The sequence below is a fragment of the Blastococcus sp. SYSU DS0616 genome (assembly GCF_054051015.1).
Window position 1 is genome coordinate 91,928 of record NZ_JBJHAJ010000004.1, and the last position, 22,354, is coordinate 114,281.

24 protein-coding genes and 1 tRNA gene are annotated in these 22,354 nt (G+C 74.8%); 20 read left to right on the forward strand and 5 right to left on the reverse strand.

The genetic code is table 11. The features are described from left to right. Positions 1-32 precede the first annotated feature (32 nt). Positions 33-105, forward strand: a tRNA-Thr gene (locus tag ACI79K_RS04260). A gap of 171 nt (positions 106-276) precedes the next feature. On the opposite strand, the gene ACI79K_RS04265 is transcribed toward ACI79K_RS04260, so the two are convergent. Next, entirely contained in the window at positions 277-1,344 is a 1,068-nt protein-coding gene (locus ACI79K_RS04265; protein ID WP_456599055.1) for a hypothetical protein, read from the reverse strand. A 125-nt stretch (positions 1,345-1,469) separates the two neighbouring features. Further along, positions 1,470-1,964, reverse strand: coding sequence for an inorganic diphosphatase (locus ACI79K_RS04270; RefSeq protein WP_456588151.1), 495 nt, complete (start codon positions 1,962-1,964; stop codon positions 1,470-1,472). Positions 1,965-2,020: 56 nt separating this feature from the next. Between ACI79K_RS04270 and dacB the strand changes: the two genes are divergently transcribed. The 12 genes from dacB to ACI79K_RS04330 all read left to right on the forward strand — a co-directional run bounded on the left by dacB (position 2,021) and on the right by ACI79K_RS04330 (position 12,984). Beyond that, positions 2,021-3,445: a D-alanyl-D-alanine carboxypeptidase/D-alanyl-D-alanine endopeptidase gene (dacB, locus tag ACI79K_RS04275; RefSeq protein WP_456599056.1), complete on the forward strand. Its 1,425-nt coding sequence runs from the start codon at positions 2,021-2,023 to the stop codon at positions 3,443-3,445. Positions 3,446-3,493: 48 nt separating this feature from the next. Next, positions 3,494-4,576: a zinc-dependent metalloprotease gene (locus tag ACI79K_RS04280; protein WP_456599057.1), complete on the forward strand. Its 1,083-nt coding sequence runs from the start codon at positions 3,494-3,496 to the stop codon at positions 4,574-4,576. Between the two features lie 5 nt (positions 4,577-4,581). Further along, a complete protein-coding gene (gene tilS / locus ACI79K_RS04285) occupies positions 4,582-5,610 on the forward strand; it encodes a tRNA lysidine(34) synthetase TilS (RefSeq protein WP_456599058.1) in 1,029 nt (342 codons plus the stop codon). Beyond that, complete coding sequence (gene hpt / locus ACI79K_RS04290) at positions 5,607-6,191, forward strand: hypoxanthine phosphoribosyltransferase (protein WP_456588147.1); 585 nt, start codon at positions 5,607-5,609, stop codon at positions 6,189-6,191. The genes tilS and hpt overlap by 4 nt, the downstream gene beginning before the upstream one ends. A 400-nt stretch (positions 6,192-6,591) precedes the next feature. Continuing rightward, positions 6,592-8,559: an ATP-dependent zinc metalloprotease FtsH gene (gene ftsH / locus ACI79K_RS04295; RefSeq protein WP_456588146.1), complete on the forward strand. Its 1,968-nt coding sequence runs from the start codon at positions 6,592-6,594 to the stop codon at positions 8,557-8,559. A gap of 13 nt (positions 8,560-8,572) precedes the next feature. After that, positions 8,573-9,190 (forward strand): GTP cyclohydrolase I FolE, encoded by a 618-nt coding sequence (gene folE, locus ACI79K_RS04300; protein WP_456588145.1) that lies wholly within the window; start codon positions 8,573-8,575, stop codon positions 9,188-9,190. A 13-nt stretch (positions 9,191-9,203) separates the two neighbouring features. Further along, the gene (folP, locus tag ACI79K_RS04305; protein ID WP_456599059.1) at positions 9,204-10,067 is read left to right on the forward strand and encodes a dihydropteroate synthase; all 864 of its coding nucleotides are present in this window, start codon (positions 9,204-9,206) and stop codon (positions 10,065-10,067) included. Beyond that, entirely contained in the window at positions 10,051-10,422 is a 372-nt protein-coding gene (gene folB, locus ACI79K_RS04310) for a dihydroneopterin aldolase (RefSeq protein ID WP_456588143.1), read from the forward strand. The genes folP and folB overlap by 17 nt, the downstream gene beginning before the upstream one ends. Next, on the forward strand, positions 10,419-10,925 hold the full coding sequence (folK, locus tag ACI79K_RS04315; protein ID WP_456588142.1) for a 2-amino-4-hydroxy-6-hydroxymethyldihydropteridine diphosphokinase: 507 nt from the start codon (positions 10,419-10,421) through the stop codon (positions 10,923-10,925). Before folB ends, folK begins: the two co-directional genes overlap by 4 nt. A gap of 7 nt (positions 10,926-10,932) precedes the next feature. Further along, the gene (locus tag ACI79K_RS04320) at positions 10,933-11,448 is read left to right on the forward strand and encodes a DUF3180 domain-containing protein (protein ID WP_456599060.1); all 516 of its coding nucleotides are present in this window, start codon (positions 10,933-10,935) and stop codon (positions 11,446-11,448) included. A gap of 70 nt (positions 11,449-11,518) precedes the next feature. Further along, positions 11,519-12,445, forward strand: a complete 927-nt coding sequence (locus ACI79K_RS04325; protein ID WP_456599061.1) for a helix-turn-helix domain-containing protein — start codon at positions 11,519-11,521, stop codon at positions 12,443-12,445. Further along, complete coding sequence (locus ACI79K_RS04330) at positions 12,439-12,984, forward strand: dihydrofolate reductase family protein (RefSeq protein WP_456588139.1); 546 nt, start codon at positions 12,439-12,441, stop codon at positions 12,982-12,984. Before ACI79K_RS04325 ends, ACI79K_RS04330 begins: the two co-directional genes overlap by 7 nt. Here the strand turns inward: ACI79K_RS04330 and ACI79K_RS04335 are convergent. Further along, entirely contained in the window at positions 12,981-14,171 is a 1,191-nt protein-coding gene (locus ACI79K_RS04335; protein ID WP_456588138.1) for an ABC transporter ATP-binding protein, read from the reverse strand. The two genes, ACI79K_RS04330 and ACI79K_RS04335, sit on opposite strands and share 4 nt — an antisense overlap. Before the next feature lie 17 nt (positions 14,172-14,188). On the opposite strand from ACI79K_RS04335, the gene ACI79K_RS04340 reads away from it, so the two are divergent. The 3 genes from ACI79K_RS04340 to ACI79K_RS04350 all read left to right on the forward strand — a co-directional run bounded on the left by ACI79K_RS04340 (position 14,189) and on the right by ACI79K_RS04350 (position 16,778). Beyond that, the gene (locus ACI79K_RS04340) at positions 14,189-14,908 is read left to right on the forward strand and encodes an ABC transporter permease (RefSeq protein WP_456599062.1); all 720 of its coding nucleotides are present in this window, start codon (positions 14,189-14,191) and stop codon (positions 14,906-14,908) included. After that, positions 14,905-15,639: an ABC transporter permease gene (locus ACI79K_RS04345; protein ID WP_456588136.1), complete on the forward strand. Its 735-nt coding sequence runs from the start codon at positions 14,905-14,907 to the stop codon at positions 15,637-15,639. The genes ACI79K_RS04340 and ACI79K_RS04345 overlap by 4 nt, the downstream gene beginning before the upstream one ends. 140 nt (positions 15,640-15,779) lie before the next feature. Further along, entirely contained in the window at positions 15,780-16,778 is a 999-nt protein-coding gene (locus ACI79K_RS04350; protein ID WP_456599063.1) for a glycine betaine ABC transporter substrate-binding protein, read from the forward strand. 211 nt (positions 16,779-16,989) lie between these two features. Here the strand turns inward: ACI79K_RS04350 and ACI79K_RS04355 are convergent, their stop codons facing one another. Then, the gene (locus ACI79K_RS04355; RefSeq protein ID WP_456599064.1) at positions 16,990-17,595 is read right to left on the reverse strand and encodes a DUF1684 domain-containing protein; all 606 of its coding nucleotides are present in this window, start codon (positions 17,593-17,595) and stop codon (positions 16,990-16,992) included. A gap of 82 nt (positions 17,596-17,677) precedes the next feature. Here ACI79K_RS04355 and ACI79K_RS04360 point away from each other — a divergent pair, with 82 nt between their 5' ends. Beyond that, positions 17,678-19,081: a DUF6779 domain-containing protein gene (locus ACI79K_RS04360; protein WP_456599065.1), complete on the forward strand. Its 1,404-nt coding sequence runs from the start codon at positions 17,678-17,680 to the stop codon at positions 19,079-19,081. Positions 19,082-19,084: 3 nt separating this feature from the next. Here the strand turns inward: ACI79K_RS04360 and ACI79K_RS04365 are convergent, their stop codons facing one another. Continuing rightward, complete coding sequence (locus ACI79K_RS04365; protein WP_456599066.1) at positions 19,085-19,837, reverse strand: SDR family oxidoreductase; 753 nt, start codon at positions 19,835-19,837, stop codon at positions 19,085-19,087. A gap of 274 nt (positions 19,838-20,111) precedes the next feature. Between ACI79K_RS04365 and ACI79K_RS04370 the strand changes: the two genes are divergently transcribed. From ACI79K_RS04370 to panD, 3 genes are read left to right on the forward strand one after another with little or no spacing between them, the layout of a single operon-like run. Then, on the forward strand, positions 20,112-21,077 hold the full coding sequence (locus tag ACI79K_RS04370; RefSeq protein WP_456599067.1) for a Rossmann-like and DUF2520 domain-containing protein: 966 nt from the start codon (positions 20,112-20,114) through the stop codon (positions 21,075-21,077). Next, on the forward strand, positions 21,074-21,928 hold the full coding sequence (panC, locus tag ACI79K_RS04375) for a pantoate--beta-alanine ligase (protein ID WP_456599068.1): 855 nt from the start codon (positions 21,074-21,076) through the stop codon (positions 21,926-21,928). Before ACI79K_RS04370 ends, panC begins: the two co-directional genes overlap by 4 nt. After that, a complete protein-coding gene (panD, locus tag ACI79K_RS04380; protein WP_456588129.1) occupies positions 21,925-22,350 on the forward strand; it encodes an aspartate 1-decarboxylase in 426 nt (141 codons plus the stop codon). Before panC ends, panD begins: the two co-directional genes overlap by 4 nt. Positions 22,351-22,354 lie beyond the last annotated feature (4 nt).

A 22,354-nucleotide genomic window follows, 5' to 3' on the forward strand; every position in this document is an offset into this window, starting at 1 on the left:
GCGTGCGGTGTCGTAGGCTGTGCGGGCAGTTCGCCGCCTTAGCTCAGTCGGTAGAGCATCTCACTCGTAATGAGAAGGTCGTCGGTTCGATTCCGACAGGCGGCTCGCGCAGCACGGGCCCGTCCGCGAGGACGGGCCCGTCGTCGTTCCCCGGTGAGCGCAACGGCGCCCGTGCGCGCCGGGCACCGATGAGCCCCGGGAGAAGCACTGGTGCAACCGACTGCTCACGCGGCGCCGTGCTCGCCGTTGGCGGGCACGTTCGGCCGCCGCGGCGGGTCAGAGCCACCCATTCCCCGCTCGGATGAACGGGATACGGACCGGGTCGCTGGAGAAGGCTCCCCGGGTGTGCGGGATGAAGGACAGCCTCTTCTCCCAGTCGGCCTGCGTTGGCCGGTCCAGGGACGACCACAGCGCTTCGCTCACGAATGAGTAGTGCGTTCCCCAGGTGAGGCAGTGGAGCGCGAAGGCGAGGACCTTGCTCGGCGCGGCTCGCAGTTCCGATTCGAGGCGGAGGACCGCTTCCTTGCCTTCGTCCAGCGCCCCGAGCACCAGGTGGAAGCCCGCGGGGTCGGACAGGCCGCACATCGCCAGCGGCGTCGGGTCCCGGAAGTCCACATCGCCTCGCCGTGGCACCCGGAGGGCGTCGGCGAACTGCGGCCAGTCCACGTCCGGCACGTGCACGGAGCGGATGAAGGCCCCAGGGCCTGACGCCGACCGCGAGCGGTCAAGAGCATCGCGGAGCCGCCGTAGATCCGCCAGCAGGGGCGCCGCCTCCGTCGCTGACTGCGCCAGCGACGCCGCCTCCGTCGTCAGGAAGGCGGCATCCGCCGGACCGAGGAGGTGGCTCACGTGCTGGAGTCCGGTCGCTGTAGGAGCCAGTTCCCGTCCGAGCGTGGAGAGCACCGCTGCCCGTAGCCCGACTTCATGGATGGAGGCATCGGTCACCCGCATCAGCTGGCTCGCAGGGGCGTCCGGGCCGCTGAACCGTCCGGTCTTCTCCCAGGCGAACAGCCGGTCGTCGTGATCGTGGCAGTACCCGGGGAAGGTCGGTGCCGACGAGCCGGTCATCGGTCGCATCTCGACCGCGGTACCACCGATGACCACAGGGGTGCGGAGCCCGCCTCCGCTGCCGTTCGCAGTGAGGAAGGACCTGGGGATGACGTGCGAGTCGATCGCCGGTTCGTTGCATCCGGCAATGCGGCAGCGAGAGGGCGTGGAAAGCCGGTGAGCCCCGTGCACGGCACCGATCGTCGCCTGCACGGACGCGGTCACGGTCGCATGGAACGCGTGTCCGAAACGGTCGCGGATGCGGTGGATCAGGTTGTCCAGACCGAGGTTCGGCAAGGTGCGCTTCCTTCCTCAGGGCACGGTCTGGGGATGCCGCAGGCATGGCTGACGGCGGCACGCCTCCGTGAGGTGTGCCGCCGTCGGGTGCACCCGACGCCCGGTCCGGAAGGCCGGGCGGGAGGTCAGTGGTGCGTGGAGTTGTTCTTGGCGCGCTCGATCGAGGCCAGGATCTCGGCCTCGGCCGCGTCGCGGCCGACCCACTCGGCGCCCTCGACCGACTTGCCCGGCTCGAGGTCCTTGTAGGTCTCGAAGAAGTGCTGGATCTCGAGGCGGTCGAACTCCGACACGTCCTCGATCTCCTTGAGGTGCGCCACCCGCGGGTCCGTCGCCGGGACGCAGAGGACCTTGTCGTCCCCTCCGGCCTCGTCGGTCATGCGGAACATGCCGATGGCCCGGCAGGTGACCAGGCACCCGGGGAACGTCGGCTCCTCGAGGATCACCAGGGCGTCCAGCGGGTCGCCGTCCTGCCCCAGGGTGTTCTCGATGTAGCCGTAGTCCGCCGGGTAGCGGGTGGAGGTGAACAGCATCCGGTCCAAGCGGATGCGTCCGGTCTCATGGTCCAGCTCGTACTTGTTCCGCTGGCCCTTCGGGATTTCTACCGTCACGTCGAACTGCACGGACGTAGTGTGGCCCACGGGGGACGATCCGGTCGGCGCAGGCCCCCCTGTGGGGGGTGGGCACCATCTCGTCGAGCGGCTCGACGATCGTCACGGCCAACTACGGCCGCTTCCGACGGCGCATGACGATCGGCGTCGTGGTCCTCGTGCTGCTGCTCGCCGCCGGGGGTGTCGGGCTCGGCGTCGCGCTCGGCGGCGACACGGGCCGGGACGGCGCTGTCGCCGTCCCCGACGCGGAGCTGCCCAGCCTGGGCGAGGCCGAGCCCGTCCTGGCCGGGCTGGCGGCCGACGCGCCCCTCCCGGACCCCGACGTCCTCGCGGCCACGCTGACCCCGCTGGTCACCGGCCCGCCGCTGGGGCCTGGGACGACGGCGCAGGTCATCGACGTCGCCACCGGTCAGGTGCTCTACGACCAGGACGCCGGCGCCCCCCTGACCCCGGCCTCCACCGCCAAGCTGCTCACCGCCGCCGCCGTGCTCACCACCCTCGACCCGGCCGACACGTTCGAGACCCGGGTCGTCAGCGGCGCCACCCCCGGCGAGGTGGTGCTCGTGGGCGGCGGGGACCCGACGCTGTCGCGCACCGAGCCGTCGCTGACCTATCCCGGCGCCCCGACCATGGCCGACCTCGCCACCCAGGTGGTCGCCGCGCTCCCCGCCGGCACCGCCGTGACCCGCGTCGTGGTCGACAGCTCGCTGTTCAGCGGCCCGCTCACGGCCAGCGGCTGGGGCGCGGGGGACGCCCCCTCCAGCTACGCCGCGCCGATCACCGCCACCGCCGTCGACGGCGCCCGGGTCAGCCCCGGCGCGACCGCCCGGAGCGGGCAGCCCGGCCTGGATGCCGGCTCCGCCCTCGCCGACGCGCTCGGCGCGCCCGGCGCCGCCGTGGTCCTCGGGCAGGCCCCCGCCGGGGCACGGACGCTCGGCACCGTGGAGTCCGCACCGGTCGCCCGGCTGGTCGAGCAGGCGCTGTCCATGTCCGACAACGTGCTCGCCGAGTCCCTGGCCCGGCACGTGGCGCTGTCACGGGGGGAGCCGGCGACGTTCGAGGGCGCGGCCCGGGCCATCGTCGACACGCTGGACGAGGCCGGCCTGGACGTCACCGGCGTCGCCCTCGCCGACGCCAGCGGCCTCTCCCGGGAGGACGTGGTGACCGCCGAGCTGCTCACCGCCCTGGTGCGCGGGGCTGCCGACGGCAGCCTCGGGAACGCCGCGGGCCTGCTCGCCGGGCTCCCGGTGGCCGGGTACGACGGCACCCTCGCCGACCGCGGGGACGACGACCCGGCGACCGCGCCGGGGACCGTGCGCGCGAAGACCGGCACGCTGCTGGGTGTCAACGCCCTCGCCGGCACCATCGTGACCGCGGACGGACGGCTGCTGGCCTTCGCCGTGGTGGCGGACGAGGCGACGGGCAGCGAGGTGGCCGCGGAGGCCGCGCTCGACGAGGTCGCCGCCACGCTGGCCGCCTGCGGCTGCCGGTGACGCCGCGGCCCGCCGGGCCGGGGGGCGCTCCACGCGTACGGTGAGGCGATGAGCAGCGCCTCCTCGATGGTCGACTGGGATCTCGCCGGACGCACGGCCCGCCGGCTGGTGAGCAGCGGCCCGAGCACGACCCGGGAGGAGGCCGCCGCCGTCGTCGCCGAGCTGCACCGGGCCGCGGCCACCGCCGTCGCGCACGTCGAGGCCCTCACCGGGTTGCGGCCCGCCCCCGGGGGCGCGGTCCCGGAGGTCGTCGTCGTCGACCGACCGGGCTGGGCGGACGCCAACGCCCGCGGCATGGCCGCCCTGCTCGACCCGCTGGTGCACAAGCTGACCGAGCGCCAGGAGAGCCGTCCCGGCGCCCTCGCCACGGCCATCGGCTCCCGCGCCACCGGGCTGCAGGCCGGTGGGCTGCTGGCCTTCCTGTCCTCGCGGGTGCTCGGCCAGTACGAGGTCTTCGGCACCGGTGGCCGGCTGCTGCTGGTGGCGCCGAACATCGTGGCGACCGAGCGGAAGCTGGGCGTCGACCCGTCGGACTTCCGGCTCTGGGTCTGCCTGCACGAGGTCACCCACCAGCTGCAGTTCACCGGCGTCCCCTGGCTGACCGGCTACCTCGAGTCGCAGATCGCGGAGTTCGTCGCCGCCACCGACCTCGCCCCCGACGTGCTGCGCGAGCGCCTGCAGGACCTGCTGCGCGGCCTCGCCGATGCGGTGCGGGGCGGGGACGGCGGCTCCGAGGGGCTGCTGGCGCTGGTGCGCGACCCGCGGCAGCGGGCCGTGCTGGACCGGGTGACCGCGGTGATGAGCCTCGTCGAGGGCCACGCCGAGTACGTCATGGACGGTGTCGGGCCCGACGTGGTCCCGTCGGTGCGCACCCTGCGCAAGCGGTTCGCGCAGCGCCGCAAGGGTCGCGGACCGCTCGACCGCGTGATGCGCCGGCTGCTGGGGCTGGAGCAGAAGATGAAGCAGTACGCCGACGGCCGGCACTTCGTCGGCGGGGTGGTCGAGCTCGCCGGCATGGAGGGCTTCAACCGGGTCTGGGAGGGGCCGGCGAACCTGCCGCTGGTCGACGAGCTCACCGCGCCCGAGCGGTGGGTGGAGCGGGTGCTCGGCCGCCCGGCGCTCCCCGCCTGAGGCCGGTGGCCGGGCCACCTCGCGCGGTCGCCGCGGTGCGGCTCGCGGTCCGCGCCGGGCTGCGGTCCGGCGCGGGCCCGGTGCTCGCCGCCTGCAGCGGGGGAGCGGACTCGCTGGCCCTGGCCGCCGCACTCGCCTTCGAGGCGCGGTCCGCCGGCGTGCGCGTCGGCGCGGTCACCGTCGACCACGGCCTGCAGCCCGGTTCGGCCGCGCGTGCGGAGAGCACGGCCGCGCTGCTGCGGCAGCTGGGCCTGGACCCGGTGCTGGTGCTGCCCGTGCGGGTGGCCGGCCCCGGTGGCCCCGAGGCGGCGGCCCGCACCGCCCGCTACGCCGCGCTGGCCGCCGCGGCGCGGGAGCGCGGCGCCCGGGTCGCCCTCGGGCACACGCTGGACGACCAGGCGGAGACGGTCCTGCTCGGCCTGGGCCGCGGCTCCGGGCCCCGGTCGGTCGCGGGCATGGTGCCCTTGCGGGTCTCCGACGGCGTCTCCTGGTGGCGGCCGCTGCTCGGCGTCCGCCGCGAGACCACCCGGCGGGCTTGCGCGGACCAGGGGCTGCCCGTGTGGGACGACCCGTGGAACACCGACCCCGCCTACACCCGGGTGCGGCTGCGCACCGAGGTCCTGCCGCTGCTGGAGGAGGTCCTCGGCGGCGGTGTGGCGCCGGCGTTGGCGCGCACCGCGGGGATGCTCCGGGAGGACCTCGACGCGCTCGACGACCTGGCGGCCGCCGAGCTCGCCCGGCTGGCCGCGGAGTCCGGCGACGGCGGCCTGCCCGCCCGGCCGCTGGAAGCGCTGCCGGCCGCGCTCCGCCGGCGCGTGCTCCGCGGGTGGCTGCGCGGTGCCGGGGTCCCCGACCTGCAGGCGGTCCACCTGCGCGCGGTCGAGAGCCTGGTCACCGGCTGGCGGGGGCAGGGCGTGGTCGACCTACCCGGCGGCGCGGGCGTCGTCCGGGCGTCTGGCAGTCTGGTGCTGCTGCCGCCGGAGGCTCGGCGCAGCACCCCCGGAACCGCACCCCACGAGGAGCACACTCCGTGACGGAGCCTGCCAGCACGCCCGGCGCACTCGGTCCCGACCACGGCTACGGCCCGGACATCGACCACGTCCTGCTCAGCGAGGCGCAGATCCGCGACAAGATCGCCGAGCTCGCCGCGGCGGTCGCCGCCGACTACGCGGGCAGGGAGGTCCTGCTCGTCGGCGTGCTCAAGGGCGCGGTGCTGTTCATGAGCGACTTCGCCCGCGCGCTCCAGCTGCCCACCCAGATGGAGTTCATGGCGGTTTCCTCCTACGGGTCCGCCACCAGCTCCTCGGGTGTCGTGCGCATCCTCAAGGACCTCGACCGGGACATCACCGGCAAGCACGTGCTGGTGCTCGAGGACATCATCGACTCCGGGCTGACGCTCTCCTGGCTGCTCAAGAACCTCGGCGGCCGGAACCCCGCGTCGCTGGAGGTCTGCACGCTGCTCCGCAAGCCCGACGCGGTCAAGGTGGAGGTGCCGGTGAAGTACGTCGGCTTCGACATCCCGAACGAGTTCGTCGTCGGCTACGGCCTGGACTACGCCGAGCGGTACCGCGACCTGCCCTACATCGGCACGCTCAAGCCCGAGGTCTACGCCTGACACGTCGTCGTCCTCCGGACGACGACCGCGGCCGGGTGCCGTGCCCCGGCTGCGCTTGAGCCCTCCCGTCGCGGCCGGTGAGGAGCCTCCGGGCCCGTCGCCGGCTGCGACCCTCGCGGGGCGGATCACCTCCGGTGCCGCGACCGCCTGCCGTCCCCGCCCCGTGTCCCGCGCGTCTGCCGTGACCGGCGAGGACCCTCCGGGCCCGTCGCCGGTCACGTCGCCCGGGCGGGGGACGTTCCCAGCTCGCACGCAGGGATCGCCCAGGTGCACCGGTGTACCGTCGATCCCGACGACGCTGCACCGAGCGCCGGGGTCCGTGCCCGGGCCGTGGCGGCGTCCCCGGGACGGTCAGGAGGGTCGACGGGCGAGCCGGCACGCCGGCGCCCGGCATCGGTGTATGGAACGTAAGAAGATCTTCCGCTCCGTGTGGTTCTGGGTGGTCCTGGTCATCCTGCTGGCCCTGACCGTCTCGTCGCTGTTCAGCGGCGAGGGCAACCGCCAGGAGATCACCACCTCGACGGCCCTCGAGCAGATCGAGAGCGGCAACGTCGAGTCGGCGACGCTCAACACCAAGGAGCAGACGCTCGACCTGGAGCTGACCGACGAGGTCGAGGGCAGCACCGAGGTCACCACCTCCTACCCGGTGGCGGTCGAGGGCGACATCGTCGACCTCCTGCGCGCCCAGGAGGACGAGCAGTTCGACACCAACGTCACCCAGGACAGCCTGCTGGTCAGCCTGCTGGTCAGCTTCCTGCCGTTCCTGATCCTGCTCCTGCTGCTCTTCTGGCTGTTCAACTCCATGCAGGGCGGCGGCCGGGGCGTCATGGCCTTCGGCAAGTCCAAGGCCAAGCAGATCACCAAGGACATGCCGAAGACGACGTTCGCCGACGTCGCCGGCGCCGACGAGGCGATCGAAGAGCTGCACGAGATCAAGGACTTCCTCGCCAACCCGGTGAAGTTCCAGGCCGTCGGCGCGAAGATCCCCAAGGGCGTGCTGCTCTTCGGCCCGCCCGGCACCGGCAAGACCCTGCTGGCCCGCGCGGTCGCCGGCGAGGCGGGCGTGCCGTTCTTCTCGATCTCCGGGTCGGACTTCGTCGAGATGTTCGTCGGTGTCGGTGCCAGCCGGGTCCGCGACCTGTTCACCCAGGCCAAGGAGAACTCCCCGGCGATCATCTTCGTCGACGAGATCGACGCCGTCGGGCGGCAGCGCGGCGCCGGCATGGGCGGCGGGCACGACGAGCGCGAGCAGACGCTCAACCAGATGCTCGTCGAGATGGACGGCTTCGACGTCAAGGGCGGGGTCATCCTGATCGCCGCGACCAACCGGCCCGACGTCCTGGACCCCGCGCTGCTGCGCCCGGGTCGCTTCGACCGGCAGATCGCCGTCGACCGCCCCGATCTCGAGGGCCGCAAGAAGATCCTCGAGGTGCACGCCAAGGGCAAGCCGCTCGCGCCCGACGTCGACCTGGAGACCGTGGCCCGCCGCACGCCGGGCTTCACCGGCGCCGACCTCGCCAACGTGCTCAACGAGGGCGCGTTGCTCACCGCCCGCAACAACGGCTCGATGATCACCGACGCGACCCTCGAGGAGGCGATCGACCGCGTCATCGCCGGCCCCGAGCGCAAGACGCGGGCGATGAGCGAGAAGGAGAAGAAGGTCACCGCCTACCACGAGGGCGGGCACGCCCTGGTGGCGCACGCGCTGCCCAACCTGGACCCGGTGCACAAGGTGACGATCCTGCCCCGCGGCCGCTCGCTGGGGCACACCCTCGTGCTGCCGACCGAGGACAAGTACACCCAGACCCGGTCGGAGATGATCGACACCCTCGCCTACGCCCTCGGCGGGCGGGCCGCCGAGGAACTCGTCTTCCACGAGCCGACCACCGGGGCCGGCAACGACATCGAGAAGGCCACCTCGATGGCCCGCGCGATGGTGACCCAGTACGGCATGAGCGCCAAGCTGGGCGCGGTGAAGTACGGCAGCAGCGACTCCGAGCCGTTCCTCGGCCGGGACATGGGGTCCCGCCCCGACTACTCCGAGGCCGTCGCCGCCGACATCGACGCGGAGATCCGCGCCCTGATCGAGGCCGCGCACGACGAGGCGTGGGAGATCCTGGTCGAGTACCGCCACGTCCTCGACCAGCTCGTGCTCGAGCTGATCGAGAAGGAGACGCTCTCCAAGGACGACATGGCGCGCATCTGCGCTCCGGTCGCCAAGCGGCCGGCCCTCGCCCCGTACAACGGCTTCGGCAAGCGCACCCCGTCCGACCAGCCGCCGGTGCTGACGCCGGCGGAGCGGGCCGGGCAGAACGGGTCGGGGGCCACCAGCCCCGTCGGTGACGTCGGGGCCCCGGTCCAGGGATGAGCCGGGACCACCGATGAGCGAGATCCCGGCCGAACCCGCCGACCAGCTGCTGACCCCGGCGCCGGGGGTGGACCAGGAGCGGGCCGCGGCGGCGGTCCGGGAGCTGCTGCTCGCCATCGGCGAGGACCCCGATCGGCCGGGCCTGCAGGACACCCCGGCGCGTGTCGCGCGGGCCTACGCGGAGACCTTCGCCGGGCTGGCGCAGGACCCGTACGACATCCTCGCGACCACGTTCGACGAGGACCACGACGAGCTGGTGCTGGTCAAGGACATCCCGATGTACTCGACCTGCGAGCACCACCTGGTGCCCTTCCACGGGGTCGCGCACGTCGCCTACATCCCGGGGCAGGACGGCCGGGTGACCGGGCTGTCCAAGCTGGCCCGGCTGGTCGAGGTCTACGCCCGCCGGCCGCAGGTGCAGGAGCGGATGACCCGGCAGATCGCCGACGCCCTCGACGACGCCCTCAAGCCGCGCGGCGTGCTGGTCGTCGTCCAGGCCGAGCACCTGTGCATGGCGATGCGCGGCGTCCGCAAGCCCGGTTCCTCCACGGTCACCTCCGCGGTCCGCGGCATCTTCCGCGAGAACGCGGCCACCCGCAGCGAGGCCATGGCCCTCGTGCTCGGCCGGTGAGCGGGGCGCGTCGATGAGCCCCGCCGCGCTGCCCCGTCCGGGTCGCTGCCTGGTGATGGGCGTCCTCAACGTCACGCCCGACTCCTTCTCCGACGGCGGCTGCTTCGCCGACCCCGCCACCGCGATCGCGCACGGACTGGCCATGCACGGCGCGGGCGCCGACTACGTCGACGTCGGCGGGGAGTCCACCCGCCCGGGAGCCGACCGGGTGGACGCCGAGGAGGAGTGCCGCCGCGTGCTCCCGGTCATCCGGGAGCTCTCCGCCGCGGGCGTGCGCACCAGCGTCGACACCACCCGCGCCGAGGTGGCCGAGGCGGCGCTGCACGCCGGCGCGGTGCTGGTCAACGACGTCAGCGGTGGGCTGGCGGACAAGAACATGGCCGACCTGGTGGCCGAGGCGGGCGTGCCCTGGGTGCTCATGCACTGGCGCGGGCACAGCCGGGAGATGTACGCGGCGGCGCAGTACGGCGACGTCGTCACCGAGGTCTGCGCCGAGCTCACCGCCCGGGTGGAGGACGTCGTCGCCGCCGGGGTGCGCCCCGACCAGCTGGTGCTCGACCCCGGCCTGGGCTTCGCCAAGCGCGCCGAGCACAACTGGGCGCTGCTGGCCGGGCTCGACCGGCTCGTGGCCGTGGGGCTGCCGGTGCTCGTCGGCGCCTCGCGCAAGACCTTCCTGGGCCGGCTGCTCGCCGACGTCGACGGCGTCCCCCGCCCGGCCGAGGAGCGCGACGCCGCGACCCTGGCCACCACGGTGCTCGCCGCGCAGGCCGGGGCCTGGGGCGTACGGGTGCACGACGCCGCCGGCTCGGTCGACGCCATCCGCACCGTGGCCGCCGTCCGCGCGGCGAGAGGAGCCGGCCGTGGCCAGCACCCCTGACCGGATCGTCGTCCGGGGCATCCGCGCCCACGCCCACCACGGCGTCTACGCCTTCGAGCGCGAGCGCGGGCAGATGTTCCGGGTGGACGCCGTCCTGGAGCTGGACACCACCGCCGCGGCCGCGGCCGACGACCTCGCGCGGACGGTGAACTACGCCGACCTGGCCCAGCGGTTGCACCACGTGGTCGCGGGGGAGCCGGTCAACCTGCTCGAGACCCTCGCCCAGCGGCTGGCCGACGTCTGCTTGGCCGACGAGCTCGTCGACGCCGTCGAGATCACCGTGCACAAGCCGCAGGCCGAGCTGGGGGTGCCGTTCGACGACGTCGAGGTCACCATCCGCAGGGAGCGCCGGTGAGCCGCGCCGTCCTCTCGCTGGGCGCCAACCTGGGCGACCGCGCCGGCGCGCTGCGCACCGCGCTCACCGCGCTGAAGGACGACGGCGTGCTGGTCGCCCGCTCCACGCTGTACGAGACCCCGCCGTGGGGGCCGGTCGAGCAGCCGCCGTACCTCAACGCGATCGCCGTCGTCCGCGGCGAACGGGATGCCCGGGGCTGGCTCGCGCGGGCGCAGGAGCTGGAGCAGGCGGCCGGCCGCACCCGCGAGGTGCGCTGGGGCGCCCGCACGCTCGACGTCGACGTGGTCACCGTGACCGGTGACGACGGCGCCCCCGTGCTCTCCGACGACCCCGCGCTGACCCTGCCGCACCCGCGGGCGCACGAACGGGCGTTCGTGCTGGTGCCCTGGCTGACCCTCGACCCGACCGCAGTCCTCCCGGGCCGCGGCCGGGTCGCCGACCTGGTGGCCGCGCTCGACCCCGCCGACGTGGCGGCGGTCGTGCGCTGGGACCACCTGCACTGAGGACGCCGTGACCCCCGTCCGCCGCCGCGACCTCGTCGTCCTCGCCCTCGGGCTCACCGTGGCCGCGTGGCTGCTGGTGCGCGCCTGGTACGGCGACCTGCCGCCGTTGCGCTGGTGGCTGCCGGCGCCGCTGGCAGCGCTGGCCCTGGCCGAGGCGCTGGGGGCCCGGGTGCTGCGCTCCCGCCTGCACGCGCTGCGCGAGGCACGGGCCGGCCGCGGCCCCCGGGAGCGCGACGCCGCGAGCGTCCGCCCGGTCGAGCCGATGCTCGTCGCCCGGCTGGCGGTGCTCGCCCAGGCCAGCGCCTACGTGGGCGCCGTCTTCACCGGCGTCTGGCTCGGCGTCCTCGCCTACACCGGCCCCGCGGTGGGCCGGTTGCAGTACGCCGGCAGCGACACGGTGACCGCGCTGCTCGGCCTCGTCACGTCCCTCGCGCTGGTCGCCGCGGCGCTGTGGCTGGAGTCGGTGTGCCGCGTCCCGCCGGGCTCGTCCGACGACGATCCGGCCCCCGGGGTCTCGGCCTAGCGCTCGCCCGGCCCCGCGCCGGGCAAGAACGGTCAAGCGCCGGCGGCTCCCGGGACGGCACGCTGCAGGCATGACGGGACGCGACCGCCTCCGCGAACTCCTCGACGCCGTGCTGGACGAGGAGAACCACACCCTCGCCGAGATGGCCGGCGACGCCTACGCCTCCCCGTTCCACTTCAGCCGGGTCCTGTCCCGGGAGGCCGGGGAGGCGCCCGTGGCGATGCGGCGCCGGGTGATGCTCGAGCGCGCCGCCTGGCAGCTGCGGCAGGGCAGCAGCGTCACCGAGGCCGCGTGGGCGGCCGGGTACGAGTCGGTCGAGGGGTTCAGCCGGGCCTTCACCCGCGCCTACGGCCGGCCGCCCAGCGCGGTGGACGCCGGGTCCGGCCACTGGCTGCCGGCGCCCAACGGCATCCACTTCCACCCGCCCACGTCCCTGTGGGTGCAGAGCACGGAGCACGCGATGAACCCGCTCACCGAGCAACTGGTGGCGCACGACCTCGACGACACCCGGCACCTGCTCGAGGCGGCGAAGGGGCTGACCGACGAGGAGTTCCGCGCGACGCGGCTGCCCGGCCTGGTCGTGCTGCCGTGGGACGGCCCGGAGGAGTCGGTGCAGGCGGTGCTGACGCACCTGGTCCACACGGTCGAGGTCTGGCTGGCGTCGATCGAGGGGCGCGACGTGCCCGACCGTCACGCCGACGCGGACCCCGCCACGTTGCTGGAGCGGCACGACGCCGTGGCTCCCCGGTGGCTCGCGGTGGTCCGCGACGTCGACCGCCGGGGCGGCTGGGACGACCGGCTGATCGACGCGCTCTGCGAGCCGCCGGAGAGCTTCGTCCTGAGCGGCGTCGTCGCCCACGTGCTCACCTTCTCGGCCCACCGGCGTCAGCTGGTCCGGCACCTGCTGCGGACGGCGGGCCGCCGGATCGACACCGGCGACCCCATCGACTGGCTCCGCGCCCGCCGCGGCGAGACCCCTGGAGGAGACCCGTGCTGACCTACTACACCGCCACCACCCTCGACGGCTGGATCGCCGACCCGCAGGACTCCCTCGACTGGCTGCTGCGCCAGCCGCACGACGAGGCGGGTGCCTTCGGCATGGACGCCTTCATGGCCGGGATCGGCGCCCTGGTCATGGGGTCGACGACCTACGAGTGGGTCCTGGAGCACGAGGCCGGCAAGCCGTGGCCCTACACGCTGCCGACGTGGGTGATGACCTCGCGCCACCTGGTAGCGGCAGGGCCCGCGGTCCGGTTCGCCTCCGGGGACGTCCGTGCCGTCCACGAGGCGATGACCGCGGCGGCGGGCGGGAAGGACCTCTGGCTGGTCGGCGGGGGCGACCTGGCCGGTCAGTTCGCCGAGGCCGGGCTGCTGGACGAGGTCGTGGTGTCGATCGCGCCGGTGACCCTCGGCGCGGGCCGGCCGCTGCTCCCGCGCCGGCTGGACCTCGAGCTGGTCGAGTCAGCGGTCAACGGGGCGTTCGTCAGCGCGCGGTACCGGGTGGCCGGCCCGCTGCTGGAGGACCGGCGTCCCTAGGCCGACGCGGCTCCGGCCGTCTCCGGCACCCGCCCCTCCACCGAGCGGCGCAGCGCCGAGTGCAGCGACTCCGGCGTGAGGACGCCGAGGAACTGGTCGCCGTCGAGCACCGCCACCCACCCCGCCTCGTGCTGCAGCATCGTGGCGAACGCCGTCTTCAGCGACGCCTCGCGCGGCACCCAGGCCTCCATCCGCCGGGCCGCGGATCCGACGGTCCCGCCGCCCGTGGCGCGGTCCGGCGACAGCCAGCCGTGCAGGTGCTCGGCGTCGTCGAGCACCACGGCCCAGCGCGCGCCGGACCGCTGCAGCGCCGACCGGGCGTCGGCCAGCCCGTCGTCGACGTGCAGCACCGGCGGCTGCTCCAGGTCCTCGGGGTCGATGCCGGTGACGGCGAGCCGCTTGAGGCCCCGGTCCGCGCCGACGAAGTCGGCCACGAACTCGTTCGCCGGCCGGCCCAGCAGGTCGGCGGGGGTGGCGAACTGCTCGACCCGGCCGCCCTCGCTCATGACCGCGATGCGGTCGCCGATCCGCACGGCCTCCTCGATGTCGTGGGTGACGAAGACGATGGTCTTGCGCACCGTGGCCTGCAGCCGCAGGAACTCCGCCTGCAGCCGCTCGCGAACCACGGGGTCGACGGCGGAGAACGGCTCGTCCATGAGCAGCACCGGCGGATCGGCGGCCAGCGCCCGGGCCACCCCGGCCCGCTGGCGCTGCCCGCCGGAGAGCTGGGCGGGGTAGCGGTCGCCGTGCACCGCCGGATCGAGGCCCACGGTGGCCAGCAGCTCGTCGACCCGCGCCCGGATCTCCCTCTTGTCCCAGCCCAGCAGCCGGGGGACCGTTCCGACGTTGGCGCGGATCGTCTGGTGCGGGAAGAGGCCGACGTTCTGGATGACGTAGCCGATGCGGCGGCGCAGCTCCACCGGATCGGCCCGGGTGACGTCGTCGCCGCCGATCACGATGCGGCCGGTGGTGGGCTCGATGATCCGGTTGATCATCTTCATCGTGGTCGTCTTCCCGCAGCCGGACGGGCCGACCAGCACGGTCAGCTCGCCCGCGGCGAAGGTGAGGTCGAGCTCGGCCACGCCCACGGTGCCGTCGTCGTAGACCTTGCCCACGCCCTCCAGCCGGATCTCCGCCGCGTCACCGGACGCGCTCGCGGTCGGTGGAGTGTGCGCAGTAGCGTCCACGGGGTGGCCCTCCTGGGATGCGCCCGGTGCTGAGCGCGGGTGCCGGTACGTCCGCCTCCGGCGCGGTGCTGGCCGTGGACGGGGCGCCGAACCCGTGGTTCGACGCAACCTACGTGGTGGCGAACTGGGACACCATTCTGCGGTACCTCGGGGAGCACGTCAGGCTCACCGTCGCCGCCGTCGTCATCGGGGCGCTCGTCGCCCTGCCGCTGGCCCTGCTCGCCCGTCGCGTCCGGTGGCTGGCCGGCCCGGTGCTCGGCTTCTCCTCGATCGTCTACACGATCCCGTCGCTGGCGATGTTCGCCCTGATCTTCCCGTTCACCGGGCTGACGGCGACGACGGTGCTGATCGGGCTGGTCGTCTACTCGCTGGTGATCCTGGTCCGCAACTTCCTGACCGGCCTGCAGGGCGTGCCGGCGGAGGTGCGCGAGGCCGCGCAGGGCATGGGCTACGGCCGGATCCGGCTGTTCTGGCAGATCGACCTGCCGCTGGCGCTGCCGGCGTTCATGGCCGGGCTGCGGATCGCCACCGTCTCCACCGTCGCGCTCACCACCGTGGGTGTCCTGGTGGGGCACGGCGGGCTCGGCCAGCTGATCTTCGGCGGCTTCAACGCCAATTTCTACCGGGCCGAGATCGTCACCGGCGCGGTCGGCTGCGTGCTGCTCGCGCTGCTGGCCGACGTGCTGCTCGCCGGCGCGGAACGGCTGCTCACCCCGTGGGCGAGGGCGCGGTCGTGACCGGCTTCGGCGACGCCCTCGTCTACCTCAACGACCCGTACAACTGGACCCGGCCCGGCGGGCTGCTGGACCTGCTCGTCGAGCACCTCGCGGTCTCGGCGATCGCCGTCCTCGCCGCCTTGGTTCTCGCGCTGCCCCTGGGCATCGCCCTGGGCACCAGCGGGCGCGGCGGGGGAGCGGTGGTCGTCCTGTCGAACGTCAGCCGCGCGGTGCCCACGCTCGCGCTGCTCACCCTGTTCGCGGTCAGCCCGATCGGCTTCGGCAACCGGGCCACGGCGATCGCCCTGGCCGTGTTCGCCTTCCCGCCCATCCTCACCAACACCTACGTCGGCTTCCGGGGGGTGGACGGCGACGTCCGCGAGGCCGCCCGCGCCATGGGCATGACCCGAGGGCAGGTGCTGCGCCGGGTCGACCTGCCGCTGGCGCTGCCCCTGGTCATGACCGGGGTGCGCACCGCCGCCGTGCAGGTGGTGGCGACGGCCGGGCTCGCGGCACTCGTCGGCGGGGGTGGCCTGGGCCGGGTGGTCAACCTCGGGTTCGGCCAGCAGGACTACGGGCTGATCATCGCCGGCGCGATCGTCATCGCGGCGCTGGCGCTGCTCACCGAGCTGGTGCTGGTGGTGCTCTCCTGGGCGGCGCGGCCCGGGCCGAAGCGGGTGCCCCTCGTGACCGGTCGCCGGCGGGCCGTGCGGGGAGAGCCCGAGCTGACCGCGACCGGCGTCCCCCAGTGATCACACGTCGGTAACGGATCGCCGGGCGCCGGATACCCGATTGCGTGGTGCACAACGGGACGGTTCGATGGTGGCGCGGGAGTCCTCCCGCCAGACACGCGTGCCGACCGGCACGGGACACAGAAGGCGGGCCTCCGACCATGCGCGCACGAATCCGTTCCCTCGCTCCACTCGCCCTCGCCGTCGCGCTGACCGCGGCCTGCGGGGAGTCGGGGTCCTCCGGCACCGGGGGCGCGGGGGACACCGGCGGCGGCCAGGCCTCCGGCGACGCCTGCGCCCCGGTCGCCGGCGACCAGCTCGTCGTCCTCGACGACGACCAGGACCTGCAGAACGCCGACAACATCATCCCGGCGGTCAACGCGGCCGCGGCCGAGGCGAACCCGGCGCTGCTGCCGGCGCTGGACGCCGTCTCGGCGGAGCTCACCACCGAAGACCTCATCGACATGAACGCCGCGGTCGACGTCGAGCGGCAGAACGCCGAGGACGTCGCCGCCGCCTGGGTCGAGGAGAACGTCGACACCGCCGGCCTCGCCCAGGGCAGCGGCCCGATCGTCGTGGGCGCCGCCAACTTCACCGAGTCGACGATCCTCGCCACCATCTACGCCGACGTCCTCAGCGCCGCCGGGTTCGACGCCTCCGTCCGGGAGGCCGGCAACCGGGAGCTGTACCTGCAGGCGCTGCGCAACGGGGAGATCCAGGTCTTCCCCGAGTACCTGGCCACCGTCACCGAGACGCTCGAGGGTGACGAGCAGAACCAGGTCGCCAGTGGCGACGTCCAGGAGACGCTGGCGGCCCTCCAGCCGCTGGCCGAGGAGGCTGGCCTGGTCGTCGGGGAGCCGGCGGAGGCCGCCGACCAGAACGCCTTCGCCGTCACCCAGGCCTTCGCCGACGAGCTGGGGGTCAGCACCCTCTCCGAGCTCGCGGAGGCCTGCGGGGACGGCTCGCTCGTCCTCGGCGGGCCCACCGAGTGCCCGACCCGGCCGTTCTGCCAGCCGGGGCTGGAGGAGACCTACGGCCTGGAGTTCGCCGAGTTCCGGGCGCTGGACACCGGCGGCCCGCTGACCAAGGCGGCGCTGCAGCGGGGCGAGATCTCCCTCGGCCTGGTGTTCAGCTCCGACGGCGCCCTCGCGCAGGGCTGACCGCCGTCCCGGCCCACCCCTCGGGCTCGCTCCTGGCTCACCACTCGGGGTCCGGGCTCACCGTCGACGCTGAGCCAGGACCCCTGACGATCAGTCGAAGGACCGCCCTTCCCTCCACGCCTCGGACGCTCGGCGCGGGACCCTGAAGGGCGGCCGTTCCAGCACGTCACGGGCTCGCGGCGGGTCCCTGCACGGGGGCCGTTCCAGCACGTCACGTCCAGCCGCCGGGGGGCAGCTGTTCCCCGGCGGCGACCGCAGTCGGCACCCGGTTGCCCTCCGGTGCCAGCGGGCACGACCAGCGCGGGTCGTAGGCGCACGACGGGTGGTAGGCGAAGTTGAGGTCGACCACCAGCCGGTCGCCGTCGCTGCCGAGGTCCGCGCCCTTCACCGTGTCCAGCAGGTAGCGGCCACCGCCGTAGGTGGTGTCGCCGGCGGTCCCATCGCGCAGCGGCAGGAAGACCCCACCCCCGTAGAGGGCGATCCACCAGACGTCCAGCCGGCCGACGCCGGGCAGCGCCACCGCCCCGATCCGCTCCAGCGGCACCACGCCGTCGGCGGCCGTCGGTACCTCCAGGCGCCGGGGTCCCGCGGGCTCGAGCACCGGCTCGAACCGCAGCCCCGGGTCGTACGGGGCGACCGGCAGGCCGCGGAAACCCGCCCGGGCGGTCGCGCTCAGCGGCGACTGCGGGTGGCCGGCGAACAGTTCGTCGCGGCCGTCCCGCCAGCGCCGCCAGCCCCGTTCGGGATCGGGGTCGTCCCGGACGGCGGCGTGCAGCGCGGCCACCCGGCGGCGCCAGTCGAGCAGGGAGAGGGTCACCTCCGCACTGTTGCACCTGTGGCCACTGTGGGCACGGGGGCGAATGCTCCCCGTGAACGCCGCACGTCGTTACGCTGGAGCCATGCCCCGCCGCGAGGACGACGACGTCGACCGCGGCCCGGCCGCTCCGGGTCCTCGGACGCTGCTGCAGGCCGGCGGTTTCCTGCTCGCCGCCGGCGCCACGCTCGCCGTCTTCCTGACCGACAACGCCCAGCTGCTGCGGGTGGCGGTCGTCGCCGTGGCCTGGGCGTTCGTGCTCGCCACCTTCGCCGCCGGCCGGCGCGGCACCGACCGGGTGCGCGCCGAGGCCCGCGAGGCCGGCCTGCGGCGCGCCTACGAGCGGGAGCTGGAGCGGGAGGTCGCCGCCCGCCGCGAGTACGAGCTGGAGCTCGAGAACGAGCTGCGTCGCGAGACCGAGGACGCGATGCGCGACGAGCTGGATGCGCTGCGCGGCGAGATCGCCTCCCTGACCGGCCTCCGCGACGAGATCGCCCGGGTGGCCGGGATGCGGGGGGAGATCGCCGCGCTCGGCGAGCTGCGCGACGAGGTCGCCCGCGTGGCCGCGCTCCGTGACGACGTCGCCGCGCTGACCGGCCTGCGCACCGAGCTCGGGCAGCTGGGGGCGCTGCGGGAGGACATGGGCCGCTTGCGCGCCGAGCTCGCCGAGCAGCTGTCCAGCGAGATGCTGGTCGAGCGGATCGTCATGCGCACCCAGGCCAGCCGGGTGGACGGGCCGGCCCGCACCCTCGACGGCGGCGCGGCGTGGAGCGACGACGCGCCGCCGCGCGAGCTGACCGGGGGGTGGCCGGCCATCCGGCTGGACGAGCCACGCCCCACCCAGCAGTTCGAGCAGGTGCGCACGAGCACCAGCACGTGGTCCTCCGCCCCGCCACCGGCTCCGGCCGTCCCCGTGACGCCGCCGGTCCGCCCCGCCGCGTCCGCGCCGCCGGTCCCGCCGCCGCTGCGTCCTCCGGTCCCGCCGGTGCCGGGCCGCCCGGCCGCACCGGTGCCTTCGGGGCTCGGCCGACACGAGCGCGCCGCGGCGCACGAGGACGACCCCTACCTCGGGTCGCGGCATGCCCCGGCCGAGCCCCCGCCGCCGGTTCCCGTCGCGTCGCCCGTGGTCACGCCCTCGGCCCCGCGGCCGCCGGCCGACCCGCCGCAGTCCCCGCTGGAGTGGCTGGCCGCCCGGTCCCTGCTGGACGCGCCCGCCCCGCCCCGGGTCGACGACGCACCCCGCCGCCGGCGCACCGACGAGCCGGCGGAGCCGCCGCTGCCCGCCGAGTTCACGCCCACCACCGCGCACCCCGCGGTGACGCCGGAATGGACGGCGCAGCCGGAGGAGGAGCGGGCGGACACCTCCGACCGGCTGGCGCGGATCCTGGCCGAGAACGCCGTCAGCCCGGTCTCCGGCGGGCGCCGCCGGCGGCGGTACCGGGAGGACGGCGAGAGCGACGACGTCCTGGCCCGGGTCCTCGGCCGCTGAGCCTCACCGCGGACCGCGGGACAGCCCACCCCCGTCGAGCACCAGCGTCTGGCCGGTGACCCAGCCGGCGCCGTCGCCCAGCAGGTAGGCGGCGGCCTCGCCGACATCCTCGGGGGTCCCCAGGCGCGCCATCGGGTAGACCGCCGCGGCCTCCGCCTCCCGGCCCTCGAACAGGGCTCCGGCGAAGCGGGTCTTCACCACCGCGGGGGCGACCGCGTTCACCCGCACCTTGGGTGCGAGCTCCACGGCCAGCTGGGTGGTGAGGTTGATCAGCGCCGCCTTGCTCACGCCGTAGGCGCCGATCTCCGGCGAGGAGCGCAGCCCCGCCACGGAGGCGACGAACAGCACGGAGCCGCCGTGCTCGGCCATCCAGGCCCGCCAGGCCTCCTGCACCAGGCCCAGCGAGGCGACGACGTTCGTGTCCAGGATCTTCCGGCAGGCGTCGAGGTCCAGGTCCATCAGCGGCCCGTACGCCGGGTTGATGCCGACGTTGCCGACCAGCACGTCCAGGCTGCCGAACGTCTCGATCGCCGTGCGCACCGCGGTGGCCCGGTGCTCCGGGTCCCCGGCGTTGCCGGCGACCGCCACGGCCACCTCCGGCCCGCCCAGCGCCTCGACCGCCTCGGCCAGCGCGTCGGACTTGCGGGCGGTGAGCACCACTCTCGCCCCGCGCTCGACCAGGCTCCGGGCGATGCCCAGGCCGATGCCCCGGCTGCCGCCGGTGACCAGTGCGGTCCGTCCCTCGAACGTGTGCACGCTGCCTCCTTCGCCGATGTGCCGGCCGTCACGGTAGGGCGGGGCCCCCGCCAGGTCCCGACCGGGGCCCCGGACCGACGTGAGCCAGGACACAGCAACGAGGCGTTGCGTCGGACGCGTAGGGGTCACAGACTCGCCATCGGTACGTCGCCCGCGTGACACATCCGGTTGCAGCGGGCGCCGGACCGGAGCAGGACCCGAACGACCACCGCGATCCGTGTGGATCGCGCCCGACGTCCGGTACCCGTCAGGGACTGGAACGAGAGGTGCACCGATGCCTGCTCCCCGCAGGACCGTCCGTGCGTTGCTGGGCCCGGCCCGCACGCACGCCCGCCCGGCCGACGCGCCCGCCCGCCTCCGCGTGGGCGTCATCGGCGCCGGCCGCGTCGGCGCCGTCCTGGGCGCCGCGCTCGCCGCCGCCGGCCACGACGTCGTCGCCGCGTCCGGGCTGTCCGCAGCCTCCGCCGAGCGCGCCGAGCGGCTGCTGCCCGGCGTCCCCCTCATCCCGGCCGACGCGGTGGTGGCCGCCGCCGACCTGGTCGTCCTCGCCGTTCCCGACGACACCCTGGCGGGCCTCGTCTCCGGGCTGGCCGAGACCGGCGCCTGGCGCGCCGGTCAGCTGGTGTTCCACACGTCCGGGGCGCACGGGCTGGCCGTGCTCGCCCCCGCCGAGCAGGCCGGGGTGCTCGCCCTGGCGCTGCACCCGGCCATGACCTTCTCCGGCGTCGCGGAGGACGCCGACCGGCTCGACGGCGCCCCGTTCGGCGTGACCAGCCGCCCGGAGCACCGCCCCGTGGCCGAGACCCTCGTGCTGGAGATGGGCGGCGAGCCGTTCTTCGTCGCCGAGGCCGACCGCCCGCTCTACCACGCGGCGCTGGTCACCGGCGCGAACCACCTGGTCACCCTGGTGGCCGAGGCCGCCGATTTGCTGCGCACCGCCGGAGTGGCCGAACCCGGCCGCGTGCTGGCGCCGCTGCTCACCGCCGCGCTCGACAACGGCCTGCGCCGGGGTGACCGAGGGCTCACCGGGCCGGTCAGCCGCGGCGACGCCGGCACCGTCGCGCGCCACCTGGGGACCCTCACCGAGCGAGCCCCGGGGTCGGTGGCCGCCTACGTCGCCATGGCACAGCGCACCGCGGAGCGGACCCTCGCCGCCGGCCGGCTCAAGGACCACGAGGCTGCGCCGCTGCTCGAGCTGCTCGCCGCCGCCCGGCATGACGATCCGGCCGGGTCCCGATGACCGTCGGCACCCGGCCCGCCGTCGCCGCCTCCGCCGCCGAGCTGCGCCGGCTGGTCGACGCGCTGCCCGGCCCGGTCGCCCTGGTGCCCACCATGGGCGCCCTGCACGAGGGGCACCGCACCCTCGTCCGCGCCGCCCGCGAGCGCGCCGGCAGCGTCGTCGTCTCGGTGTTCGTGAACCCGACGCAGTTCGGGCCGGGCGAGGACTTCGACCGCTACCCGCGCACCTGGGACGCCGACCTCGCCGCGCTGGCCGAGGAGGGCGCCGACGTCGTCTTCCACCCGCCGGTCGAGGAGGTCTACCCCGCCGGCGCGGTGGGGGTGACCGTCGACCCCGGCCCGCTGGGGTCGGTCCTGGAGGGGGCGGTGCGCCCCGGGCACTTCGCCGGGGTGCTCACCGTCGTCGCCAAGCTCTTCGGCCTGGTGCGGCCCGACCTCGCCCTCTTCGGCGAGAAGGACTACCAGCAGCTGACCCTGATCCGCGCCATGGCCCGCGAGCTCGCGCTCGGCGTGGAGGTGGTCGGCGTCCCGACGGTGCGGGAGGACGACGGGCTGGCGCTGTCCAGCCGCAACCGCTACCTCTCGCCGGAAGAACGGGCCCGGGCAGCGACGTTGCACCAGGCACTGCGCGCCGGTGCGGACGCCGGCCCGCACGGCGCCGAGGCCGTCCTCGCCGCCGCCCGCGCCGTCCTGGCCGAAGCCCCCGACCTGGTCCAGGACTACCTGGAACTGACCGATACCGATCTGGGACCGGCGCCGGCCGCCGGCCCCGCCCGCCTGCTCGTCGCGGTCCGCGCGGGCAGCACCCGGCTCCTCGACAACACGGCAGTCCGACTGGGAGGCCCCCGATGATGCGCACGATGCTCAAGTCCAAGATCCACCGCGCCACTGTCACCCAGGCCGACCTGCACTACGTGGGCTCGGTGACCGTCGACGAGGACCTCCTCGACGCCGCCGACCTGCTGCCCGGCGAGCAGGTCGCCATCGTCGACATCACCAACGGCGCCCGCCTGGAGACCTACGTCATCCCCGGTGAGCGGGGCAGCGGCGTCATCGGCATCAACGGTGCCGCCGCCCACCTCGTGCACCCCGGCGACATGGTCATCCTGATCAGCTACGGCGTCATGGACGAGACCGAGGCCAAGAGCTACATCCCGAGGGTCGTCCACGTCGACGGCGCCAACCGCGTCGTCGAGCTCGGCGGCGACCCGTCGGCCCCGGTGCCCGGTGCCGCCGACCAGCAGCGCAGCGACCTCGGCGTCCCGATCCGGTGACCCG